Origin of the sequence: Moritella dasanensis ArB 0140 (assembly GCF_000276805.1) — a bacterium.
Classification (GTDB): Bacteria; Pseudomonadota; Gammaproteobacteria; order Enterobacterales; family Moritellaceae; genus Moritella; species Moritella dasanensis.
This window is the reverse complement of record NZ_AKXQ01000009.1, coordinates 36,618-58,065: the sequence shown is the minus strand read 5'-3', so window position 1 is coordinate 58,065 and position 21,448 is coordinate 36,618. Positions and strand designations below refer to the sequence as shown.

Here is a 21,448-nt window from a genome sequence, read left to right as displayed (position 1 = left end):
ATATTTTAATGAATTAAGAAAAAGTAAATTTCGTTATAATCGTAATTCACGCTACCACTTCATATCAGTTTGCCATTGATTTACTCTTGTGAGAAGGGCTGTCACATTGCAACTGCTTACATGATCATACCAGACACTGTTTCCTTAATAATGACCCGCCCGAAGACAAGGCGGAAATGAACCAGTTGATGGGAGTAAGGCTACAGGGGCTTTGCCAATAACTGGGTCATTATTCGCGAAAGCGGCAAAAGAAGCCTTATATTAAATGCTGTATGTTGTGCATGTTTTTCATATCATATAAGATTGAAAATTGTTTGATACTGTTAGAGGATCGTTACTATGACTCAGGTCGTCAGAAGAAAAGCGCGTAAAGTACATAGCGAAGCTAGTGCTGCGGCTTTTGCTAAGGCTATGAAAAATGTTGCAATACCTTTAGAGCCTAAAGGATCTAATCACGATCGAAATTCAGCCAGCTAATTTTGGTTTCGAGTGTTCACAGGTTTCGAGTGATTATCCTAAGCCGCTTTTGCCCCAAACCTCGTTAGAGCTGTTACTCAGTCGAAATATATTCATATCAATTTTCCATACATTTGCGGCTCTTCTCCGCTTACATGAGCTTGATATTTGGATAAAAGGTTGAATGGGTATCAGGGACTGATGTTTGTCTGATCTTGAGTTTGAAGTATTCAATGTCTCGAATCCCTCTTGCTCTTCGCCTGAGTAAACCAATAGAGACATTCCCAGCTTCAACTCGAGCGTTGGTTAATCTATATTTTGCGTAATTACAGACGCCAACTTTTCTGTCCAGTAGTGCGTCTGCATAATTACTCAAGGACAATATTCTCGTTGATCTCGCAAGACGGCACCAAGCTTCAAGAGCCTCTACCATCGACTCGTAACACGGTTCATCCCATATTGCTTGTAACTGCTCTTTCAGCATATAAACAATGCAGAGCGTCTTGTTACTCTCGAGTAAGTCAGCAAGCTTATCCGACTGTCTGTCATCCAGTTTATGGGCGTTTTTTAGCAAGAGAAATAACGTTCCCTTGATCATTTTTTTCTCTTCATTAGAACCATTTCGAAAGGCTTTTGCGCGTTCTTTTTTGATTAACAAACAATAGTTTTGCATCACATGAAATCGGTCGAAAACAATATCTGCGTTAGGTAGCATTTGCCTTACTGCGGATTGATAAGGTTGACCCATATCCATTGAAACTGCTTTGATACCGTCTCTCGTAGCTGTTGATAGTTGCTTGAAGAACGAAATAAGGATCGCTGCTTTTCTACCATGTTCGACCCAAATTAAATGACCAGAAACCAAATCGTATACCACTGTCATATAGTCATGTCTTTTAGCTCGGGCTACCTCATCAACTCCAATATGGATTAAGTTGTTAAGCTTCTCGGGCTCCAAGCCAGGTAGGGTTGAGTGTAGATATTCCTTATCAATATTTTTTACCGTCTCCCAGCGAATACTTAGATGTTGAGAGACTGCGTGAATGCTCATGTATCGGCACAATCCACTGATGAACTGACAGAAACGCGTTGTGTATCTCGCTCCTTTTGCAACATATTCAGTAGCCTCAATCAACCTTCTGCCGTCTTTATCTCTGGTTTGAGCGAGTTCGACTTCGATGTGACAAGGATGACCACTAACAGGCAGGTCTTGTACCTGTCTTCTAACGTAGTGATCGACTGTACATAGTCTTCCAGTCCTTGGTTCTTCAACCTTAAATCGCCTGTCACGGCGGCATCGTACAAGAACGGAATGAGTCCCTTTTTCTATAGAAAAAGACTGTACACATTGGCCTTTAAAGCTAAATAGAGCGGATGATAATGATGGCAAGGTATATTCACTTATTCACAAACAAAGAAGTGTTGTAAATGATAGTGCTATTTATGATCTTTCGTATGAATCGACTCACCTAAGCGGAGAAGAGCCCTTTTTCTAATGGTTAATAACGCCGCATTAAGGTGCGACCAACGTGTACCACACTATTGGACAAAGCTAAAATAGCATCCGTTTGGGAGTCACTCTTAAACGATATGTTAGGCATTTATTTCTTACCTTTACCTACACCAAATCCCCCTCCGCTCACAATTTCTCGAGAATCGAGGAGATCTCTCGAGTAATTATGATCCTCAGATTTTACCGCCTTGTTTAACATCTGCCGTGGCGTTAAAGGATAATCTTGTTCGAATTCTTTAGGGTGCCACTCTTCAATATGCGTTTTAAGGTGCTTGGGAAGCATATTCTTACCACAATATAGACACTTTCGTTGTTCAGTTTCGTTGTTCAGGACTTAAAACTAAGGGTTTTGGTTGAATTTCATTAAGTATTTGTTTGGCTTCTTTAATTCCAGCCCAACCATTATGAGCTTTTTTATATGTACAAGCATTTTCTTTCTATCAAAGCTCTTACCGCAAATAGGACACTCTTTTTTCATATCATAGCCTTATACCAACGCCCCAGCTCAGCCGCGCGCGCCTTTGGCGCGTCGGCTGGATCGCCGTGTTATACGTATTATTTCTTGCTGATTCCAACATCCTTAATGCTGCGACATTTGCCACCCAAATGGATATATGCATGACAATTTGGGCACACTGGGCGAAGATCTTCTATCTGGTTCACGGTATACTCTTGATTTATAAGATGTAGTGGCTTTATGTGGTGAACATGAATAAATCCTTCTGCTTCATTCCCATACACTTCTTTAAAATTAAATCCACATATTATGCAAGAAGTCCCATAGTGATCAATGCACTTCTTGCGTGCCAACGAATTTCGTTCATAAGCATTTACATATAACTGCTTTACGCTTCCTTCAGTGTATTTTTCTGGGCTTTCGATTTCATCTTCAAACACATTAGTTGCATTGCCTTTACTTGTTACTACGCTTGCAATATTTCCATTTAATTCTATGGATATTTCATCATTTTTCTTAAATCCCGCTTCAAATATCACATCAGACAACCTAGCTGTTGGCTGCTTTAAATCTGGGGAGATCCAACATCCATTCTTATCTGTGTGCCTGATTCTAGCTATATACTTTTGGTCATCAACCAAAATTGTAATATTTACTGCTCCATTTCGCACAAAAGGAAGCATATGCTCTTGTTTAGAGTGAAAGCTAATCTCAACGGATTTTGTTTTGTCTGCATATTCATTCGGACATAGAACCTTCCCGGTAACCTTCATAACTTCTCCGTCCTCTGATACATACCAACGCCGTTTTAAGCGGCAAGTAATAGTTTGTTAAAATGTGAAACGAAGTGGAGCCGAGGAAACTGTTACGAGTCCGACTTGAAAACCCTCGTTAGGCTTATTTAATGCCAGATGATAACTCTAATATGTCCTTTAACTTTACATCTATATACCTTAGAAGTCCGAGTGCAGCAACTTGTTAGGTAAATTACTTTACACTTTGATTCGCAATGGATTTTGATAATGCTTCAATGATGGCTGCGCATTCAGGGATGTTTAATAGATCATTCTCAGCAGCAACCTCAATTAATGGCTGCAAATCACTTAACGGTAGTTCACTTGATCCGTGTGGACTAAAGCGACCAGAATCAGGGGCATTATAACGACACCGAATCGATTTCTCTTCATCATTCCAACTCGAAATTCCGACTTCAAAAGAGTGTGTGTCATTAATAATTCTAGTTTTACTTTTATCTACTTTCATAGGTATTCCTATATATATATTTAATGTGAAATAAGACGTTAGGCAATTATAATACTCCTAATAACAATTTAAAATCAATAGGATAAGTAGCACAACTGAGTTATAGATCTAACCTGGTACTTGCGTGAAACTAAGACTTGGATCTATAGAGACCTATCATGAACGCATGACAAAAGTATAAATCCAATTAAATCAGAACGATAGAGTCATTATTGCGGTGAAATTAAGACTTTTGACTATGAAAAATGAGAAGTAAACAAAGGAAATTGGTACTATTTTCATTATACCTGTATATACAACAGGTAAATCACGTAAGAGAATAATTGATTTTGGGATAGAAAAGTAATGAATAAAATAACACATTAGATTCAACACTCTAAGGCGGTATGTGCCCCAAATCAACTTAGAGTCGCTACTCACAGTCGCTACTCACTCACTGTGATCACTCACAATATGTTCATATCGATTCACTATATATTTGCTCATGTGAGGTATAGGAGTAGTTTTTCATATCACAACCACTCAAGCACCCAATGATGAGTGCCCGTAATGCGTAAATGGTTTTCAATCTTTTAATTGGATGTTAAAAGTAAACAAGTTTGAGTTACTACATATATAGGTTGCTGGTAACGCAGTCATGTTATTGAGAGCGCATACAAATATGCCTTTCTGGCTAATTATTGTCCAATTCAACTTTCTCCAATATGGTGAAAATAATCTAGGTGAGATAACGGAAAATATGCGTATTAAGTTCAATAGGCCGTGTATGGACGATTTGATCCCAAGATCAAAAAATATTCCGACTAGGAGTGCTGATTAACCATTTCACTACAGTTCATTACATTAGTAAGCTTCTGATTTCAACAACGGAGCACCGTTATCACCACTAATTGAAAGTATTTCACATACAATACTGTAGAATTTAGGCAAAATACCAGGAACAGTTTTACTATTACCATGATCATTCATAGAACGAATGTTTGAAAATTGGCCCCAGACCTGATTTTTAGTGATATATGTATTCACTTCATGATGTTTAGAGTAACGCTCTGTTTTATAAATTCGTACATATTGCTTAATTTCTTTAATTTGTTCGTTTGTAACACGATAATCTAATTTCAACCGTAGATCAGAAAAGCGTGGGTTATCAAAGATATTGAAGGTTTGTGAAGTAACTATTTTATTAGGTTTTATTTCTTGATTAGTTTTAGAATTTTCCAGTAACTTATTTAATGTCGGACTTTTGCTACTTTGAAGAGGTTGCTTAACAGCCATCTGCTCTGCAAGCTCCACTAAATATTCGACCGGTATTGAATTAGCATCTGTCCATGCTTGACTAACCGCCATGCCTTTTTCTGTTTTCTCAACAATAAACCAAAAGCTTATATTTGAATCAGAAGTGAGGTTAATTAATTCAGATTCAATACCTAACTTATTAACAACAGATATATGAAAGAAATACTCATTCTTCAAGATGTCTGATGAAGCTGTATCTTTTATAAATCCAAAACCTCTATCGCTATACTTTATGACATTTCCGTACTTCAATTTCACCAGCGGGTCTTCATGCAAAAAATTAACGGCTTTATGTTCTGTTACTAAATAAGAATTATAATCGGCATTTTTTCCTGAGTTGATATTAAAGCGTGCCATTGTGTTGCTATCAACTCTGAACCACCTAGTTTCATCATATCCACGAGTCTCGACACCATATTTAATATCTAATTCTCGATTCTTCTCTCTGTCGTGAAGATCAGTTAAGCACGTACCACCTTTTGCTTTCACCTGCTCCATTAATTGGTAGTATTCCTTCTCTGATGATGCAAACATTTATTTCTCTTTAATATTTATTAAGTTACTGATATTGTAGATGAAAATATTACTTTCCTCTACTCCAAGATAGAGAGATATTCTATTTCGACTTCCATGTCTCAACCGTGAAACCCAAGTCGGAGGGCTTATATAGTACCTTAACGGCTCATGTGAGGAATTGGTGTAGTTTTTCACATCGAAACCGCTTACTACACTCGATTATGAACATAAATTTTTTCCATCTTTTAACTGGACACTAAGGCGCTTACGCCCCCATTATATTTGAATTTCGTTCACTGCGATTAATAGTTTGTAGTTATGTTTCCAAAATTCTTGAGAGTGCAAACCACCAAAACTTATTTTATCTGAATAAGCAAATTCCTCATCGGATAAACATTTTGGCCAGTTTTCAAAAAGCTCTTTTTTTCCATTATTTTCAGTCCAAACATCAGCCAAGACTATGGAATAGCGCTTTCTCGGTTCAACTTTATCAATCAGCCCCTTTTCTAATAACTCAATCGAACTACTAAGGTGCATTCTTTCAATATCAGATTTGACACTATTGACTTTTGATTCCGGTGAAGTAAAACGCTTTGCTTCAATAAGAATCGTTGTGTTATCAGTAAATATTACAGCATCAATATGTGCTTTATTCTCTAAACTAATAGGGGCTTCAAACCATGATATACAATTTTCACCAATTTCATTTTCCATTGCGGCTACGAAATTATTTGTTAAGTTACGCTCAGTGAACCCTGTTGATTTATGAGCCGGATAATATTTATTTAGAATGTGAACGTAGCGTAAGTATGTTCGGTTAAATGCATTTCTAATATTATTTATCATAACTAACCTTAAAATATAATGCCTCATTAAGAATCTAAAAATTGTGTGCTAAAATACCAGCATCGCTAGATCGTCCGCTGTTTTTATTTCTTTTAAATGACTTGTTAGTTTAGAAAATGGTAAATGCGAATCTGGTGTCTTTTATCTCTTTCGTCATAATACAATTTGGCGCTAAATCGACATTATAGTCATCCGCATAATCTATAACTGCATTCTTGAGCTCTGTTTCTGACAGGGCATGATGAATCCCCAAAGACCACATGCTACGAATATCATCTTCAGCTCCCCTAACTAAGCTAATTTTACAAACGTCTTCCATCATGCCTCGGATGCACGATGCTGCACTTTTATTTTGCTTGATTTCCAACGCAATATATTGATTCAACTTAGCTCGCTTCTTACGGATAAGGAAGTCAATTGCCATATACTGTTTATTCTTTGATGAGCGTTTATCCATAGAATACTGAAATTATCTCAACCATTGATCAACTTCAATTTGATCCTCAATAAACATAGCAAATTCAACTTGAAGCCAAATTTCCCAACCTGTTATATCATTGCTGTGAATCAGATTCATTCGCCGGATGATATGTGCTTGATTGAAGAACTTCGTTACTAAGTCAGTTATAAACTTGAAATCACTTTTAACCATGAAACACCTATGTTGATAAATAAACTAACATTTTAATCGTGCAACTGCGTACATGAAAATATTCATTTTATAAAAATAACCTTATTATACTGATTTTAAATACATTTAATAACTTTTACATAGATTAGCCCAGAAATAAGAGCATGCTCATATGCAAAAACAACGAGACCTCACTATTAAAACGTAACGCATGTAACAAGTTGATTTACTTATCTTTGAAAGATAAATTCAGTACATAACGCGCAATATTCAAAAAACATTGGTAAAACTCGACATAATGTATTTTTAGCTAAATACGGAGTATAGAGGTAGGGTGAAAAAGGTTAAGAAAATATGATTAAAAGTAATGAATAAAATCACGAATTAGCCTCAACCGACAACACTCTAAGGCGCAATGTCCCTCTTTTTTAGATAGTAAATAGCTGACGCACAAACACCCCCATTGTGCCTTAGAATAATCACTCAGCCATTAAGGGCGCAAGAAAGGATTTGGTTGTTCGCTCTAAGCCGATTTCGCCCTGAAATCCGTAAGAGCAAAAGCTAACTCACATCCTGTTAATGCGAGTTAGCCATACGAGAACTTATCTGAAAGAGAGTGAGGTATAGAGCTGCGGTGATCAAGTTGTGGGGTCAAGCCCATCCAACATTTCGCCAATGATCCGCTTGTTCTTTATTCTGTTCAACTCCTACTCCTTCCATATACATCTGGGTGACATTGCGAGCGGCCCAACCACCGGCTAGTTCTGCTGCCTGAAGCAAGACAGAAAATTGATAGGCTTTGTCATTTTCTACCGTCTCAATTAGATCACTTACAGTCATGTCGAGAGCATAAGTTACAGAGGGCTTTTCTCCAAAACAAACCAGAAATCTTACCCAAGGCCAGTCTTTGTCGCTAATGGCCTTGTCTATTAAATTGTCATATTCCAGCATTCCATGAGGTCCCACGTGGGCTAACAGATATTTGAGTAAATCACGATCGGTTGAGTCACTAACGACAAAATCATTTAGCCAGTCATAATCGTTAGGTGTAAATGAAATATCTGCTTTTAGCTCCATTAATAAGGGGTATAGTTCTTCTGCATCACGTAATATTGCACTGTAAAAAATAGAGCTAAGTGAAATTGAGTGGTTAGCTAGGTGTTTTATCGTTTCCATCGCCAAACGGGTAAATTTATTAGAGATAGCTATATCAGCTATGGATTCACAGACTTCAATCTCAAATTTAGAAAGCTTAAGTAGTTCAGTTAGAAATTCAGCATCGAGAGAGCTTACACTTACAAAACTAGCGTAAATATATTCATCTAGCGCCCCTGATATTATTGCCCCACTATCATAAAGTTGAGGAAGGAGCGACTTACAGCCTTTAAACCAAGCCATGTAGTACGCTTCTGCGCTCTTTTCATTGTCTTGATCGAAATCTACGCCACTGTCTAAAAACAGCTTAGCAATAGTTCCATTGCCGTGGTCTAGAGCTATTAGAGTAGCAGTGAGCCATGATTCTTTTGGAAGAGATGCTGCGAGTGTATCCGCCAATCGGAGGTTTCCCTGGCTAAGGGAATTGTCTAATAGGGTCTCGTAATCTATGTCAGATTCACTTTTAATGCAAAGCTGCACGAACGTGGTTAATTCTTCGGGTGAAGTATTGGCTTTGGTCGCTTCTTTCCAAATATCCCCATTACGATCTAAAATATCGGCATCGTTAGCCAATAAGATGGCAGTAATCGCAGTATGGTGATTTATTATAGCTAACCAGAGTGCTTCGTTACTGTTTTGGTGAATATCTACATCTGCGTCTATTAAAAGTTCTACTATGAGGTCGTGACCTAACTGACAAGCCAGTAATAATGCTTGATTATCATTCTCTTCAATGTCTACATCTCGTGCAATTAAATCTGAAACAAGTTTGCCATTATTAGTTTGAATCGCATTTATGAGTTCATTAAATAATGATGGACTATCATCTTTCATGACTTCAGCTTTCATTTATATTCCTTATGTAGCAGTTTCTTAAAAAGGGACCTTAGAGTATATCTAAAGGTGATCCCTGACTATTTTTTATTAGTGAGTATCAAACGAAGTATTATCGCTAATAAAGCGACACCCAATGTCGTTTCAATAAAACAATCTTGGATGGGACATTTCTTTTTAAATCAATTAATATGTATTCATTGATGAACCTTGTAGGAAGACATTTGCCTTTAGTTACCAGAAGTCTTCTTTTTACCTTGAAGAAATTATGTCTGATACCCGAACACTGCGCCATATGGCGATACTCCGTTATATTCCCCAAGATCCACACTATACGACCACTCGAGAGTTAAGCGACAAGCTGAATAATGATGGTTTTGACATTAATATGCGGATGTTACAAAGAGACATTGAAATATTATGCTGCCAACATCCTTTGAGTTGTGATGATACTGTAAGGCCACATCGTTGGTTTCGTATTCAAGGCGTGAGCGATGCTTCGTTGGAGATGACCCCAAGCACTGCACTTGCAATTAATATGCTCAGTGAGCAATCTCATTATTTATTGCCTAGGCAAGTGCATGACAACCTGAAAGGTTTCTTCTTACAAGCAACACAAAAATTTGCTGTTGCACCTGAAAACCCTTTATATCATTGGCCGTCGCGCATTGCTAATTTATCGCCAGGCTTCCAGCTTTGTAAGCCGTTCATTGATGACAATGTGATGCAGGTTGTCGAAAAAGCATTGATCCATCAGCTGCCGCTAGTGATTAATTATCGTCCGCGCCCACCAAGGTATAGTAAGCAGTATCAAATAAACCCATTGGGCCTTGTCACTCGTGGTCCCGTTTATTATCTCATTGCAACATTACAAGAAAGTGGTGATTATCGACACTTTGTATTGCATCGAATTCAAGACGTAGAGTTAATGACTTCCGCGCAAAATCCTGTTCAAGATTTCGATTTATCGACCTATATTGAAAGCGGTAATCTGAGTTTCCCTAAAGACAGTGAGATCACACTTGAACTGAAAGTGTCTTATGTCGAAGGTTACCACCTGCTTGAAACGCCAATACACCCAGAACAAGAAGTCACCTACCCGGATCCTTATCACTTCATTGTAAAAGCAAAAGTAAACCATACCGAAGAATTGAAATGGTGGTTAATGTCGCTTTCTGACATTAGTGAAGTCATGAGCCCAGATTTTTTGAGAAATGAACTCGCTGAAAGTTTAGAAAAAGCGGTAGGTCAATATCGATAGCAACTAAAGGCGTTATTTATAACGCCCTTGAATTGAAGGTGGGAGTCTTTATTTAAGTTGTTCTGATTTAATCCAGCCAATTTGGCTTTTTGGCGGCTCTTCATCACGAATTCGTTTATAAGCATCACTTACATGATATGCCCATACTCGACATTTAGTTCGGCGGCCGTTCAGTGTGTATGTGATCAGATATTCTTTCATTGCATTGCACTCTTAATTGATAATGTAGACACTATTATCTATATCATTGCGTCAACCTTTGACTTGAACTAAAACGACATCTCATGACGCATTGCCGATTTACACTAAAGACCTTAAAATTATATGGGCGAGTATAAATGCTACTGTGGATCACCGATACACCAGGTCAACAACACGAAACAGATGAGTTGATTATTCGTACTCCAGGGCAAATAAGTGCGATCAGCCCTAATAGTCCGGCCTTTGTCGTTATTGATATTCGAGATTCGGTTCCTGAGGTTATGAATTGGGCTTCAAAACGCCAACAAGCCACGTTGTGGTGGAAGCCAGTCATTGATGTTCCCGCGACGCATTGTTATGTAAAAGCTGCTGAGTGTAGCGCAGCTGAATTTATTCCATTACTGAGTGATATATACCACCGAAATGGTATGATCAACGTGGCACCCTCAGAGTTAGAATCTATCGTAAATACCTACCGTGTTGCCCACATTTTTCTCGCACCCAGTGAGAAAGGTCACTTACTCAATTATCAATATTGGTCTTTAGGTTACGTGATACACCGCGATAGCAATGGAAGTATTGATGATTTTCAACGAGTGACGGAATTGGGTGAAAACCGTTTTAAAATTAAGACAATGAATTGCCTTATCATCCCTGATGATGGAAGCAATTTATTACTTACGTTTGCGGAAGCATGCGTCTAATTCTTACTTTGTATAGAAGGTTAACCGAAAGCATTATGGCAACAGAAATAGAGAAATTCATTCACCAGAATACGAAAACCAGTCACAAAAGATGGGAGTCGATCGTCATGTATGCTCTTCATTTTTCATTGAGGGATGTAAAGCTGTTATCGCAATATAAGATTGGCCCGTACTTGGTTGATGGGTACTTCCCCGATTTGAATTTAGTAGTTGAAATTGATGAAGCGCACCATGACTTTCAAATTGAAGACGATATCATTCGCGAAAACTATATCCAAGACAAGCTTGGGTGTGAGTTTTACCGGATTGATATCAAGAAGTCAGTGTATGAGCAAGTCGATAAGCTGATAGAAAGGGTAAGAAGCATCTCAACATCAGAGTGGACGATAGAAATAAAAGTAAGAAAAGAAGGCGAATATTCTAAACAGAAAAGAGAAGAGCTAGAAGAAGTAGGGGCATTTGATTTCTTAACTCATTTACAAGAAGACCTTGAGCAACTGGATATTATGGTAGATACCAACCATATAGGAACCCCATTAACGCCTCCTAATGGAGAAGTGGGATTTATGGTTAACTTTAATGGTTTAACATTATGCTTGATCGTCACAAAGAGCTTAAAGCCCAAACTTCTCGTAACCGATTACGCAGAAAATATTCCGGAGTTTTTGTCACTAGAGCTTTCAGACTGGAAAAATACGACTGGAAATAAATATAAAGTGATCGAAAACTTCAAGGGGCAAAAGTCTAACGATGAAGTATTTGAATATTTGAAAAACATTTTAAATCAGTTGCTTAATCGATAATGATAGGCGACTTTAGACCATTGCTCAATTTCGGCATTTAGCCGGCTGCTACCCATTACTTATTGATTAAACAAGGTTCAAGATGACCCCTTCATTTTTAAAAAATAATATCGAAAACATACAACAAATTCAACAGCCCAGCTTTAAAATTGCAAATTCTTACTTTAAGTACCGCACTTATGATGTTATCGATGAAATCTTAGATGAGTGTACAGACGGTTACATTGGCCGGAAACAAGTTACGGTATATTTTGAAAATCAGAATTACTATAAAGGTTTTTTTGCTGCGATGATTTGGGGGGGCATTTCTACGGGCGGTGTCACCGGTGACAACCTAACCAAATTACTTAACGTTACTCCGGAACGGTTAGAAAGTATCGTATCCGTTGTTAAACAGTTATTAGAACAACAGAAATTTTCACAAGCGTACAACTACATGGAAAGAGAGGGGAAGTTAAAAGGACTAGGCGATGCGTATTTTACCAAGCTGTTTTTTTTCATTGCCGCTGCGGATACCTTGGCTATTATCCCTCCTATTTTTGATAAGTGGACGAAACTCGCATACTGCGCATTGTTGATTGACGAGGGAAATGATCAATTGGCAAAACAGTATATTTCTCGAGTAGAAGGCGTTGAGGTTAAATTGAGGTCGGCCACTCGCAGAGTTGCTTTTAACGATTTTGTTCTACGGATGAATCGATGGGCAAAAGAGTGCGGGGTGGAGGTGAATCAACTAGAAAGCTATATATTTGGTACTCATCGCTCTAAAGATAAAACGAATAATAATCCCCGTTTTTATTTTGAGTCTTTTGTTGCTGCTCATAGCTTAGGTGTATTCGGCTCTCCAGTGACAGTAAGCGTAAATAAGCCAAAAGAAAAAGTCTCGACAAGCCCCTTAGCAATTGCTGTCGATCTAAAGGGGTTCGCAGAACACTTTAAGACGTTGGATAAAGCCCCAACTCAAGAGCAATTGTTTCCCATGCTCATTTGCTATTTTGAACAAAGCGCTCGGGAAGATATTAATTGTCGTGATTTGGCTTATACGCTTCAAGAACAGTATGGCTTTTGGGACACTTCAAAAGCGAAAGACAAATATCGAGCAGCTTATGATGCGATTGCCGCATTTTTTGTTTACGGTGAACTCCCTAAGCATCGTGAAAGATATATTACAAACGTACAACGACGGGCTAGGTTCACAGCAGAGTTCGGGGTGAACTTAATTGTCAGTCAGAATGACAACCGTACCTTTTCATTAGTTGCACAGAAGTAGCCGTTACAACGTTAAGCCTACTTTGTAGTAGTCAAAAGCTCAGTGAGAATGCACTGAGCTTTTTTACTAGCAGGTTTTTTGTTTATATGTACCTTAATAAAGGTTCGAAAAACTGAATGCAAAGTATGAAGTCAAGAAGGGTACTGGTAGCAATTCGCGAAGCGGACCAAGTAAAGGGTTCGGTATAGGGGTTGAATAGTAATCTTTTAAAATACCTATTTTAATGAATCTAGAAAAAGTAAATCGTTAGAATTTACTAATAGCAGTTCAATTAGAGATCGTAACTTGAAAATGCCGCTTTCTGAGTTCGAGTGATCATTATAAGCCGCTTTTGCCCCTTTCTGTATAGAGCTGTTATTCACTCACAATATATTAATTTCAATTTACCATACATTTTCTCATGTGAGTAATTGGAGTGATTTTCATATCACAACTGCACACGCGCTTTTTCCCCTGTAGCGACTTGTATCCCATATTACAATACGCATCTAATTAGGAGCCATTACATCATTACAGTTTACACGGTGTATAAAATGTACGTAGTAGTTCATTGTTTAAGTCATGTCAGATCTTCAAACACTCAATTTTAAATCAAGATCAAAAAACCTCCAGACAGGAGGTTAAATATCAATTAACTACAATACATAACGCATTATGCTAATTATTCTCTATCTATATCGAGCAACTCATAGACTGCACAAGCTGGTGAATAAATTGATTGTTCACAAACGAGTTTTCGAAATTGCCCTTCAGTAAGATCTACCAGGTCATTTTTGTATGCGTTCTCATAGTTAGTTAGATAGATTTCATCACAATCAGTAAAATCAGTAGTACTCCATTCAAGTTCTATAAAATCTTCGATATCGATATCGATATCGATATTATCTATCTGTTTCTGAACTCGATAAATAAAATCATTCCAATTTTCAGAGGACATGTGGATTCCACGATTGATAGGAAGATCATAAACTATGCCATTTGCATAATATGGTTTACTCTCTGTTGATATTGGTATTTTACACACAACGTTATCATTGAATATTAGAACACCAATACCGCCGTTATTCTCGAATCGCATAATATCGCACGAAAACAAATCTGAAATCTCCGAGCTCGAAATATCGAGACTCTCCGACTCATCAACACCATTAATTAGAGATGTAATTTCATTGACCCATATGAAAATTTCAGGAGCTCGCTGTAATTGCTGGAATGAACTAAAACCACAAGATTTTGAAATCGATTGATACAACTGGTTTAGTGTTAGTAATCGCGTTTTTGGATTAGTTTTTTGAAACAGAAATTTTACTGAACGTTTAAAAATTTCTGGTGTGGTTATTATTGCGGAACAATACATAGCAGACATAATTTTATCCTTAGTTTAAATATAAATATAAATATAAATATAAATATAGGTATGAGAATATGTCATTTTATGAGCATATCTATATTTATGAACTAAGTTCATTATGTGATAAATAGTGTTAATTAGAGTTATTGAAATTGATTTACGAATGACATACCGTAGGCTCAATCTAGCACTGTTAATACATTAATGATTTAAATTTAAATGTCAATATATTTTTGTGATTCAACGCTATGTTTAAAATAAGTATTCAGCAATGATTCTAAATTATTTGTATTTAATTTTAGCTGTGGTTTATGAACTCTGTGTTTGAACTTTCTTCATGATGGAGCCTTGGACGGAGGCCTGTTAGATTCTAATATTTCTGATAGCCAAGTCCTAGAAATTGAGAACATACTGCTGCGCCACCATATATTCTCGGTAACTTTCCAAGAATAGAAATAATTTTTGTATGTGTTGATAAAGAAGCGGTTCAAACAGCTGTTACGGTAACTGATAAATATGATCGCCTAACAAAGATTAAATGTTTTTTAGATAGCGGTACTTTAACTCAGGCAGAGTTTGAAACTGAAAAGAAAAAAATATTAACTGAGAAATAACACTTAACGAAGTTATCAAGGGCGACGCGTTACACTCGGCGGTTTTGGTATAGAGTGTTTGGTTGGTAAGTTTGTCTTGTCGCTTTTTATTAATATAAATATACTCAGACACACAACTGGAATTTCTCGTTTTAAGGCGTAAAATTCAGGTATGCTTGCAAAGTAATAAACATGTTATGCAAGCGTTAGACATATATTCGTGCATGGAGTTTTATGAAAATTATTTTTGTTGATGCAGAAAATGTTGGGTTTAAAGGACTTGAAGCAATTGACGCCAATATTATTGACAAAGTATTAGTCTTTTCTAGAGTTGAATCGATCCAATTGTATTCAGAGCAAAAACTTTACCTTTGTTTATCTGAGTATCCAGAAGGAGCAAACCAAGCTGATTTTTATATAATTTCTTACTTATCAAGGGTGTTGGCCACAGTTTCCAAAATTGAAAAGCAAACTATAGAATTTATATTATATTCTGATGATCTTGATTTGATTAATGCCTTTAAATTCCAATGTGATTTATTGGGAGCAAAAAGCAGAATAGTGTCATTTAATCAAAGCGTCAAGACATCAAATGTAGTTTGTCATATTGTAAAAGAACCAAATTCAGAGCTTATTGAAAAAAAGATCTTTAACATGCTCAATGAGCCTACGGGCCTATTTGACATTCAGAGCTCATTGAATATATCAAAGCCTGTTTTCACTAAAGCAGTTAACGAATTAGTTAAAAGCAATAAGATTTGCAGATCAAGTAAGAATACTAAACATTGGGTTCAAACCAAACATGCCTAACATATAAGAGCTTTAAACTAAAATAACAGTTGGCTATGTTCCGCTTAAGTAGCATTAATATCAATTTAGCCATACTGCTCCTAATGCTCATGAATCTTGTTAGTGCCATAACTCTATCAAGCTCTTGTCCAAAATCTAGTCTTTGTGATCTAGTCTTAGGTTGTGATCTAGTCTTAGGTTGTGAACTAGTCTTAGGTGTGATCTAGTCTTAGGTGATCTAGTCTTAGGATCAATCACCTTGGCTACATGTGCCTAAAACGTATCATTTATCCTGATAACTACGGGAATCCTGCATAATTTCTTTATTATCTTATACTTAGGTTATGATTTTATTGAGGTACTTCATTTGTCAGTTATCACGGATCAAGCTCATCTGTTGACTGAGTTAAAAGCTATAGATATTCGTCTTCAACAAATTGAAGTTGAAAAACAGAAACTTTTAGCTGATAGACAAACATTGCTAAAACAACAGTATCAATCATCAACCTGTAGTCCAATGACTCCTGAACAAAAGGTTGAAATATTTGCAGGCCTATTTAAAGGGCGGAATGATATTTATGCCACAAGATGGGAAAACGCAAAGGGTAGAAATGGTTACGGTTTAGCTTGTGATAACGAATGGAAAAATGGGGTATGCGCAAAGCCTAAAGTAAAGTGCGGAGAATGCCCAAACCAGCAATTTAAGCCAATCACTAAGCAAACCATTTATGACCACCTTTCAGGTAAAATAGTCATCGGACTTTACCCTCTCTGCAAGGATAGTCATTCCCATCTACTGGCTATTGATTTTGATAAGTCGGATTGGCGAGAATCCATTCAAGCTGTATCCAAAGCATGTTCGACTCATGAAATTCCTCATGCAATTGAAATCTCACGTTCTGGCAATGGCGCGCATTTATGGGTGTTTTTCTCCGAGTCTATACCAGCCAAAATTATTCGACAGCTTGGCTTTTACATATTAGATAAAGCCATGGATATTCAACCTTCGCTTTCTTTTGAGTCTTATGACCGATTGTTTCCCAATCAGGATACGATGCCCAGTGGCGGTTTTGGAAATCTGATTGCGCTCCCTCTGCAATTGAACGCAAGACATAAAGGGTTCAGCTTGTTTGTGGATGAACAATTAATGCCATACCCTGACCAATGGGACTTCTTGGCGAATATAAAACGTTTCTCACTGAATCAAGTACTCAAACTTATCGGTTCTTACCAACCAGTAAGTAAAAAAGAAGCATTTGAACTCACAGACCCTTGGGATACAACAAGTAAGTCAAACCTCAATAGTCTTGTACCTCATTGCCCTGCGACCATAGAAGTCACATTAGCGAACCATATTTATATACCAACTGATTCATTGCCCAGTCCTTTGCTCACTAGTCTAAAGCGTATTGCGAGCTTTTCAAATCCAGCATTTTTTAAAACCCAGGCGATGCGCTTTTCTACTCATGGTATCCCACGGTATATTAGCTGTGCTCATATTGAAAATGGCTATTTATCTCTTCCAAGGGGCTGTCTAGATGATGTGAGCTCACTTTTAACACATCAAGAAATTAGCGTTACTTTCAATGAACAAAGAACCAATGGACAACCGTTAAATCAAATCAAATTCCTTGGTACATTGAGAGGTGAACAGCAGAATGCTGTCGATGTCATGGCTTCTCATGACACGGGGATTTTACACGCGCCAACGGCTTTTGGAAAAACGGTTGCCGCTATTGGCTTAATTACCAAGCGAAAAGTAAATACACTTATCTTAACCCACAGCAGGCAACTGCTAGACCAGTGGAAAGAGCGGATCCTGTCATTTACTTCAGGTATTGATGTTGGTGTGTATGGTGGTGGGAAGAAAAATCCGACAGGGCAGGTAGACATAGCAACTTATCAAAGTCTCATTGATAAACGCGACAACTCAATATCAGCATTAACCCGAGAATATGGCCAAGTTATTATTGATGAATGCCACCATATTTCAGCACCTCGATATGAAATGGTGATCAATGAAATAAACGCCAAATATGTGCATGGACTAACAGCGACACCAGATCGACAAGACGGACATCAAAAAATAATGTTCATGATAGCTGGCCCTGTAAGGCATAAAGTAATTTCAGACCATGGCAAAAACTTTACTCAGACGGCCCATATAAAACAAGTAGAAAGTCTGCCGCCCTCTGAACTCACTGACACAGATAAAAGACCGCATATCGCTTCTGTCTATCAATGGATCATGGAAAATGACGAAAGAAACCAACAAATTATTAGTGACGTAATAGACGCCGTTAATGCAGGCCGTAACCCACTCCTTTTAACGGAAAGAAGAGAGCATGCCCAAGTATTATTAAATGCATTGGAAGCCAATAAACTGAGCGCTGTTATTCTTCGAGGTGCTATGAGAGCAAAAGAGCGGGATGATGCGAATGAAAAATTAAAACATGCTCAAGTGATAGTGGCGACAGGTAAGTACATTGGTGAAGGCTTTGATCTACCACGCCTAGATACATTATTTCTGACAATGCCGATATCTTGGAAGGGCTCACTTACACAATATGCAGGACGTATACATCGACAATCGGAAGGTAAATTTGACACTGTCATCTATGACTATGTTGATACTGAACTGCCAATGTTAAAGCGGATGTTCAATAAAAGAAGTAAGAGCTATAAAACCATGGGATATGAGATTTGTAGTTCTAAATAACTTGCGACCGCTCACTTTGGTGTGTTAATTGGATAGGCTTTTACTAGCAGGTTTTTTGTTTTTAATATTAGCTAAGTTAATTTTGTCTCTTCTTTGTTTATATCTACATTAAGCCACAACAGTTCGAAAAAATTAATACAAAGTATTGAGTCAAAAGAAGGGGACTGGTATCAATTCGCGAAGCGGGCCAAGTAAAAGGTCGGTATAGGGGGAATACCGTAGATAATGGGATCTTTTTTGATGTGCCGTCCAAATGGACGGAGTAAACCATTACCTTGTGGTCGCTCTGACCTATCTAAGTTACTCCTCTAATGAACGACCTTGTTACTCTAGCTAATATAATGGTATTATTAATTCCGTTTTAGTATTGAGAATTATTATGATTTGCTTATCTAATGAAGCAATTTTAGTCAGAGATGAGTTAATTAAAAGTGGTCTTGAAACACCGATGGCGAATCCATCCTTTTTAACCTCAACGCAAAAAAAAGACGGAATTGAAAACCACTTTGTTGAAATACTTAAATTATTAGGTCTAGACCTTACAGATGATAGCTTAACTGAAACGCCTCATCGAATTTCAAAAATGTATGTTAATGAGATATTTTCAGGACTCGATTACCAATCTTTTCCTAAAATTACGACCATAGAAAATAAAATGCAAATTGACGAAATGGTTAAGGTTTCTGATATAGCATTAACGAGTACTTGCGAACATCATTTTGTGACAATTGATGGCTTTGCTACAGTGGCATATATTCCTAGAGCTAGGGTGATTGGTTTATCTAAAATCAACCGTATTGTGCAGTTTTTTTCGCAACGGCCACAAGTTCAAGAACGTTTAACTCAACAAATACTTGTTGCACTGCAAGTATTATTGAAATCGAAAGATGTTGCAGTTTCTATTAATGCTACTCATTATTGTGTTAAGTCACGTGGTATTATGGACTCATCAAGCTATACAACAACAAAGTCTTTAGGTGGTGTTTTTAAATCTCGACCCGAAACAAGGGCTGAATTTTTAAGTTATAAAGCATAATCGTCACTTTGACTAACTCTCTAATTAATATTATTTTCTTGTTTAGGAATACCGAATGCATCTATTTGTAGATAACCTTACCGTTATTGATTGTTCACTATTAACATCAGAAAAAGGAATTACTGGTGAAAGTTTTAATGTAGATTTAATTTTAGGTGGAAACCTAAATGACGAATCTATGATTTTCGATTTTGGTTTAGTAAAAAAAGCGATTAAGAAAATAATTGATGATGAGGTTGATCATAAATTGGTTATTCCTTCTCATAATACAGGTCTTAAAGTTAATGATTTAGGCGTTAATCAGCAAATTGACTTTAGCTATGCTGATAGCAAACATGTGTTCTTAAACAGCCCTAAACAAGCATTTGTGTTTATGGATACAGATGAGATAACTAAAGATGCGATTAAGCAATATTTAGAAGAAAAAATATTAACTCAATTACCACCTAACGTAACGTCAATAGAGCTTAACTTACATCATGAAGTTATCGACGGGGCTAGTTTTAGATATTCACATGGATTGAAAAAGCATTATGGTAATTGCCAACGTATTGTTCATGGACACCGTAGTCGCATCAAAATATTCCAAAAATCAGAGCGACAAGCACATCTCGAAGAGTTGTGGTGTGAGCGATGGGAAAATATTTATTTAGGTACCGAAGAAGACGTTGTTGATTTGGAGATGGTCTCATTATCGCAAACAGCACATAAACAGATTAATGGTGAATATGTAATCTTCTCCTATATTGCACCACAAGGTAAGTTTGATCTTGCTATTCTGAAAAATGAAGTAGAGATATTACCTGTTGATACCACTATTGAGAATATTTCTGATTACGTTGCAGATAAAATTGCCCAATTACATGATCTAGATAATGTGAAAGTTCATGCTTATGAAGGTATTGGAAAAGGTGCAATAAGTAGTTAATCAATAAAGTGGCTGATGATATGGACGTAGATTTTATATCATCAGCCTTTGTATTACCGATATTAGTATTAAAGTTCGGTTTTATCTTTTAATGATGCTTGATACTTATCTTTATTTGCTAGATATTGCGCTAATCCTTTACTGCGTAAGTCACATGAAGGGCAATCACCACATCCAGAGCCAATAACCCCATTGTAGCAAGTCAGAGAGTGCTCTTTTACAAATTCTAGTTGGTTGTAATAATCAGCTAAAGCCCAAGTTTCAGCTTTATTTAGCCACATTAGTGGTGTTTCGAAGGTAAATTCTTTATCCATCCCTAAATTACATGATTGATTAATCGACTTAATAAACTCATCTCTGCAATCTGGGTAGCCTGAAAAATCGGTTTCACATACACCTGTGATAACTGTTTTAGCGCCTACTTGATATGCGTAGATACTTGCAAGGGTCATAAATAGTATATTACGTCCAGGTACAAATGAATTTGGTAAACCGTTATCCATCAATTCATGTGATACCGCTATATCATCACGAGTTAGAGAACTAATCGCTAACTCGTTTAAAAGACTGACGTCTATAATCTTGTGGTTAGCCACATTGAAATGAGCGGTGGCTTTTTTTGCAACCTCAATTTCTTCGCTATGTCGTTGGCCGTAATTAAACGTAATACAATCAACAGAATCGTATTTTTCTAAGGCTTGGATTAAACATGTGGTGCTATCTTGACCACCGCTAAAAACTAGGACCGCTTTATTTGACATTAGTATGTCCTTTTAAAATAATATGATACAGTTAATTCGTTAACTGTAATAATATACAGGTGTAT

19 protein-coding genes are annotated in these 21,448 nt (G+C 37.1%); 9 read left to right on the top strand and 10 right to left on the bottom strand.

Going from position 1 to position 21,448, the window contains the following annotated elements:
• Nucleotides 1-339 precede the first annotated feature (339 nt).
• Entirely contained in the window at nt 340-477 is a 138-nt protein-coding gene (locus tag A923_RS22985) for a hypothetical protein (RefSeq protein ID WP_017221381.1), read from the top strand.
• 130 nt (nt 478-607) lie between these two features.
• Here A923_RS22985 and A923_RS0109205 read toward each other — a convergent pair whose 3' ends face one another.
• The 7 genes from A923_RS0109205 to A923_RS22520 form a co-directional block, all read right to left on the bottom strand.
• A complete protein-coding gene (locus tag A923_RS0109205) occupies nt 608-1,846 on the bottom strand; it encodes an ISL3 family transposase (protein ID WP_420192180.1) in 1,239 nt (412 codons plus the stop codon).
• Between the two features lie 678 nt (nt 1,847-2,524).
• A complete protein-coding gene (locus A923_RS22770; protein ID WP_017221377.1) occupies nt 2,525-3,199 on the bottom strand; it encodes an HNH endonuclease in 675 nt (224 codons plus the stop codon).
• Nucleotides 3,200-3,413: 214 nt separating this feature from the next.
• Entirely contained in the window at nt 3,414-3,689 is a 276-nt protein-coding gene (locus tag A923_RS0109185; protein WP_017221376.1) for a hypothetical protein, read from the bottom strand.
• A gap of 843 nt (nt 3,690-4,532) precedes the next feature.
• Nucleotides 4,533-5,519 (bottom strand): cold-shock protein, encoded by a 987-nt coding sequence (locus A923_RS22640; RefSeq protein WP_017221374.1) that lies wholly within the window; start codon nt 5,517-5,519, stop codon nt 4,533-4,535.
• Between the two features lie 258 nt (nt 5,520-5,777).
• On the bottom strand, nt 5,778-6,347 hold the full coding sequence (locus A923_RS0109170; RefSeq protein WP_017221373.1) for a hypothetical protein: 570 nt from the start codon (nt 6,345-6,347) through the stop codon (nt 5,778-5,780).
• Between the two features lie 109 nt (nt 6,348-6,456).
• A complete protein-coding gene (locus A923_RS23165) occupies nt 6,457-6,804 on the bottom strand; it encodes a hypothetical protein (RefSeq protein ID WP_202800837.1) in 348 nt (115 codons plus the stop codon).
• A gap of 825 nt (nt 6,805-7,629) precedes the next feature.
• Nucleotides 7,630-8,982 carry an ankyrin repeat domain-containing protein gene (locus A923_RS22520; RefSeq protein WP_017221370.1) on the bottom strand — a complete coding sequence of 451 codons (1,353 nt, stop codon included), beginning with the start codon at nt 8,980-8,982 and terminating at the stop codon, nt 7,630-7,632.
• Between the two features lie 253 nt (nt 8,983-9,235).
• On the opposite strand from A923_RS22520, the gene A923_RS0109155 reads away from it, so the two are divergent.
• Nucleotides 9,236-10,228 (top strand): helix-turn-helix transcriptional regulator, encoded by a 993-nt coding sequence (locus tag A923_RS0109155; RefSeq protein ID WP_017221369.1) that lies wholly within the window; start codon nt 9,236-9,238, stop codon nt 10,226-10,228.
• Between the two features lie 48 nt (nt 10,229-10,276).
• On the opposite strand, the gene A923_RS22980 is transcribed toward A923_RS0109155, so the two are convergent.
• On the bottom strand, nt 10,277-10,429 hold the full coding sequence (locus tag A923_RS22980) for a hypothetical protein (RefSeq protein ID WP_017221368.1): 153 nt from the start codon (nt 10,427-10,429) through the stop codon (nt 10,277-10,279).
• A 137-nt stretch (nt 10,430-10,566) separates the two neighbouring features.
• On the opposite strand from A923_RS22980, the gene A923_RS0109145 reads away from it, so the two are divergent.
• The 3 genes from A923_RS0109145 to A923_RS23090 all read left to right on the top strand — a co-directional run bounded on the left by A923_RS0109145 (nt 10,567) and on the right by A923_RS23090 (nt 13,206).
• The gene (locus A923_RS0109145; RefSeq protein WP_017221367.1) at nt 10,567-11,133 is read left to right on the top strand and encodes a hypothetical protein; all 567 of its coding nucleotides are present in this window, start codon (nt 10,567-10,569) and stop codon (nt 11,131-11,133) included.
• Between the two features lie 35 nt (nt 11,134-11,168).
• On the top strand, nt 11,169-11,936 hold the full coding sequence (locus tag A923_RS22635; RefSeq protein ID WP_157532806.1) for an AbaSI family restriction endonuclease: 768 nt from the start codon (nt 11,169-11,171) through the stop codon (nt 11,934-11,936).
• An 82-nt stretch (nt 11,937-12,018) separates the two neighbouring features.
• Nucleotides 12,019-13,206 (top strand): 8-oxoguanine DNA glycosylase OGG fold protein, encoded by a 1,188-nt coding sequence (locus tag A923_RS23090; RefSeq protein WP_017221365.1) that lies wholly within the window; start codon nt 12,019-12,021, stop codon nt 13,204-13,206.
• Between the two features lie 661 nt (nt 13,207-13,867).
• On the opposite strand, the gene A923_RS0109130 is transcribed toward A923_RS23090, so the two are convergent.
• Complete coding sequence (locus A923_RS0109130; RefSeq protein WP_017221364.1) at nt 13,868-14,572, bottom strand: hypothetical protein; 705 nt, start codon at nt 14,570-14,572, stop codon at nt 13,868-13,870.
• Nucleotides 14,573-15,384: 812 nt separating this feature from the next.
• On the opposite strand from A923_RS0109130, the gene A923_RS0109125 reads away from it, so the two are divergent.
• The 4 genes from A923_RS0109125 to A923_RS0109110 all read left to right on the top strand — a co-directional run bounded on the left by A923_RS0109125 (nt 15,385) and on the right by A923_RS0109110 (nt 20,622).
• Nucleotides 15,385-15,960 carry a hypothetical protein gene (locus A923_RS0109125; protein WP_017221363.1) on the top strand — a complete coding sequence of 192 codons (576 nt, stop codon included), beginning with the start codon at nt 15,385-15,387 and terminating at the stop codon, nt 15,958-15,960.
• 346 nt (nt 15,961-16,306) lie between these two features.
• Entirely contained in the window at nt 16,307-18,658 is a 2,352-nt protein-coding gene (locus tag A923_RS0109120) for a TOTE conflict system archaeo-eukaryotic primase domain-containing protein (protein WP_017221362.1), read from the top strand.
• Nucleotides 18,659-19,040: 382 nt separating this feature from the next.
• Nucleotides 19,041-19,694 carry a GTP cyclohydrolase I FolE gene (gene folE, locus A923_RS0109115; RefSeq protein ID WP_237716198.1) on the top strand — a complete coding sequence of 218 codons (654 nt, stop codon included), beginning with the start codon at nt 19,041-19,043 and terminating at the stop codon, nt 19,692-19,694.
• Nucleotides 19,695-19,749: 55 nt separating this feature from the next.
• Nucleotides 19,750-20,622: a 6-carboxytetrahydropterin synthase gene (locus A923_RS0109110; protein ID WP_017221360.1), complete on the top strand. Its 873-nt coding sequence runs from the start codon at nt 19,750-19,752 to the stop codon at nt 20,620-20,622.
• Between the two features lie 68 nt (nt 20,623-20,690).
• Here A923_RS0109110 and queC read toward each other — a convergent pair whose 3' ends face one another.
• A complete protein-coding gene (gene queC / locus A923_RS0109105) occupies nt 20,691-21,383 on the bottom strand; it encodes a 7-cyano-7-deazaguanine synthase QueC (RefSeq protein WP_017221359.1) in 693 nt (230 codons plus the stop codon).
• Between the last annotated feature and the right edge of the window lie 65 nt (nt 21,384-21,448).

Coding starts and splice junctions, on each gene's coding strand:
- queC (WP_017221359.1), bottom strand. CDS start 21,383: ATGTCAAATAAAGCGGTCCTAGTTTTTAGCGGTGGTCAAGATAGCACC.
- A923_RS0109130 (WP_017221364.1), bottom strand. CDS start 14,572: ATGTCTGCTATGTATTGTTCCGCAATAATAACCACACCAGAAATTTTT.
- A923_RS23165 (WP_202800837.1), bottom strand. CDS start 6,804: ATGGATAAACGCTCATCAAAGAATAAACAGTATATGGCAATTGACTTC.
- A923_RS0109125 (WP_017221363.1), top strand. CDS start 15,385: ATGAAAATTATTTTTGTTGATGCAGAAAATGTTGGGTTTAAAGGACTT.
- A923_RS22640 (WP_017221374.1), bottom strand. CDS start 5,519: ATGTTTGCATCATCAGAGAAGGAATACTACCAATTAATGGAGCAGGTG.
- A923_RS0109145 (WP_017221367.1), top strand. CDS start 10,567: ATGCTACTGTGGATCACCGATACACCAGGTCAACAACACGAAACAGAT.
- A923_RS23090 (WP_017221365.1), top strand. CDS start 12,019: ATGACCCCTTCATTTTTAAAAAATAATATCGAAAACATACAACAAATT.
- A923_RS22635 (WP_157532806.1), top strand. CDS start 11,169: ATGGCAACAGAAATAGAGAAATTCATTCACCAGAATACGAAAACCAGT.
- A923_RS22520 (WP_017221370.1), bottom strand. CDS start 8,982: ATGAAAGCTGAAGTCATGAAAGATGATAGTCCATCATTATTTAATGAA.
- A923_RS0109170 (WP_017221373.1), bottom strand. CDS start 6,347: ATGATAAATAATATTAGAAATGCATTTAACCGAACATACTTACGCTAC.
- A923_RS0109185 (WP_017221376.1), bottom strand. CDS start 3,689: ATGAAAGTAGATAAAAGTAAAACTAGAATTATTAATGACACACACTCT.
- A923_RS22985 (WP_017221381.1), top strand. CDS start 340: ATGACTCAGGTCGTCAGAAGAAAAGCGCGTAAAGTACATAGCGAAGCT.
- A923_RS0109110 (WP_017221360.1), top strand. CDS start 19,750: ATGCATCTATTTGTAGATAACCTTACCGTTATTGATTGTTCACTATTA.
- A923_RS22770 (WP_017221377.1), bottom strand. CDS start 3,199: ATGAAGGTTACCGGGAAGGTTCTATGTCCGAATGAATATGCAGACAAA.
- A923_RS22980 (WP_017221368.1), bottom strand. CDS start 10,429: ATGAAAGAATATCTGATCACATACACACTGAACGGCCGCCGAACTAAA.
- A923_RS0109155 (WP_017221369.1), top strand. CDS start 9,236: ATGTCTGATACCCGAACACTGCGCCATATGGCGATACTCCGTTATATT.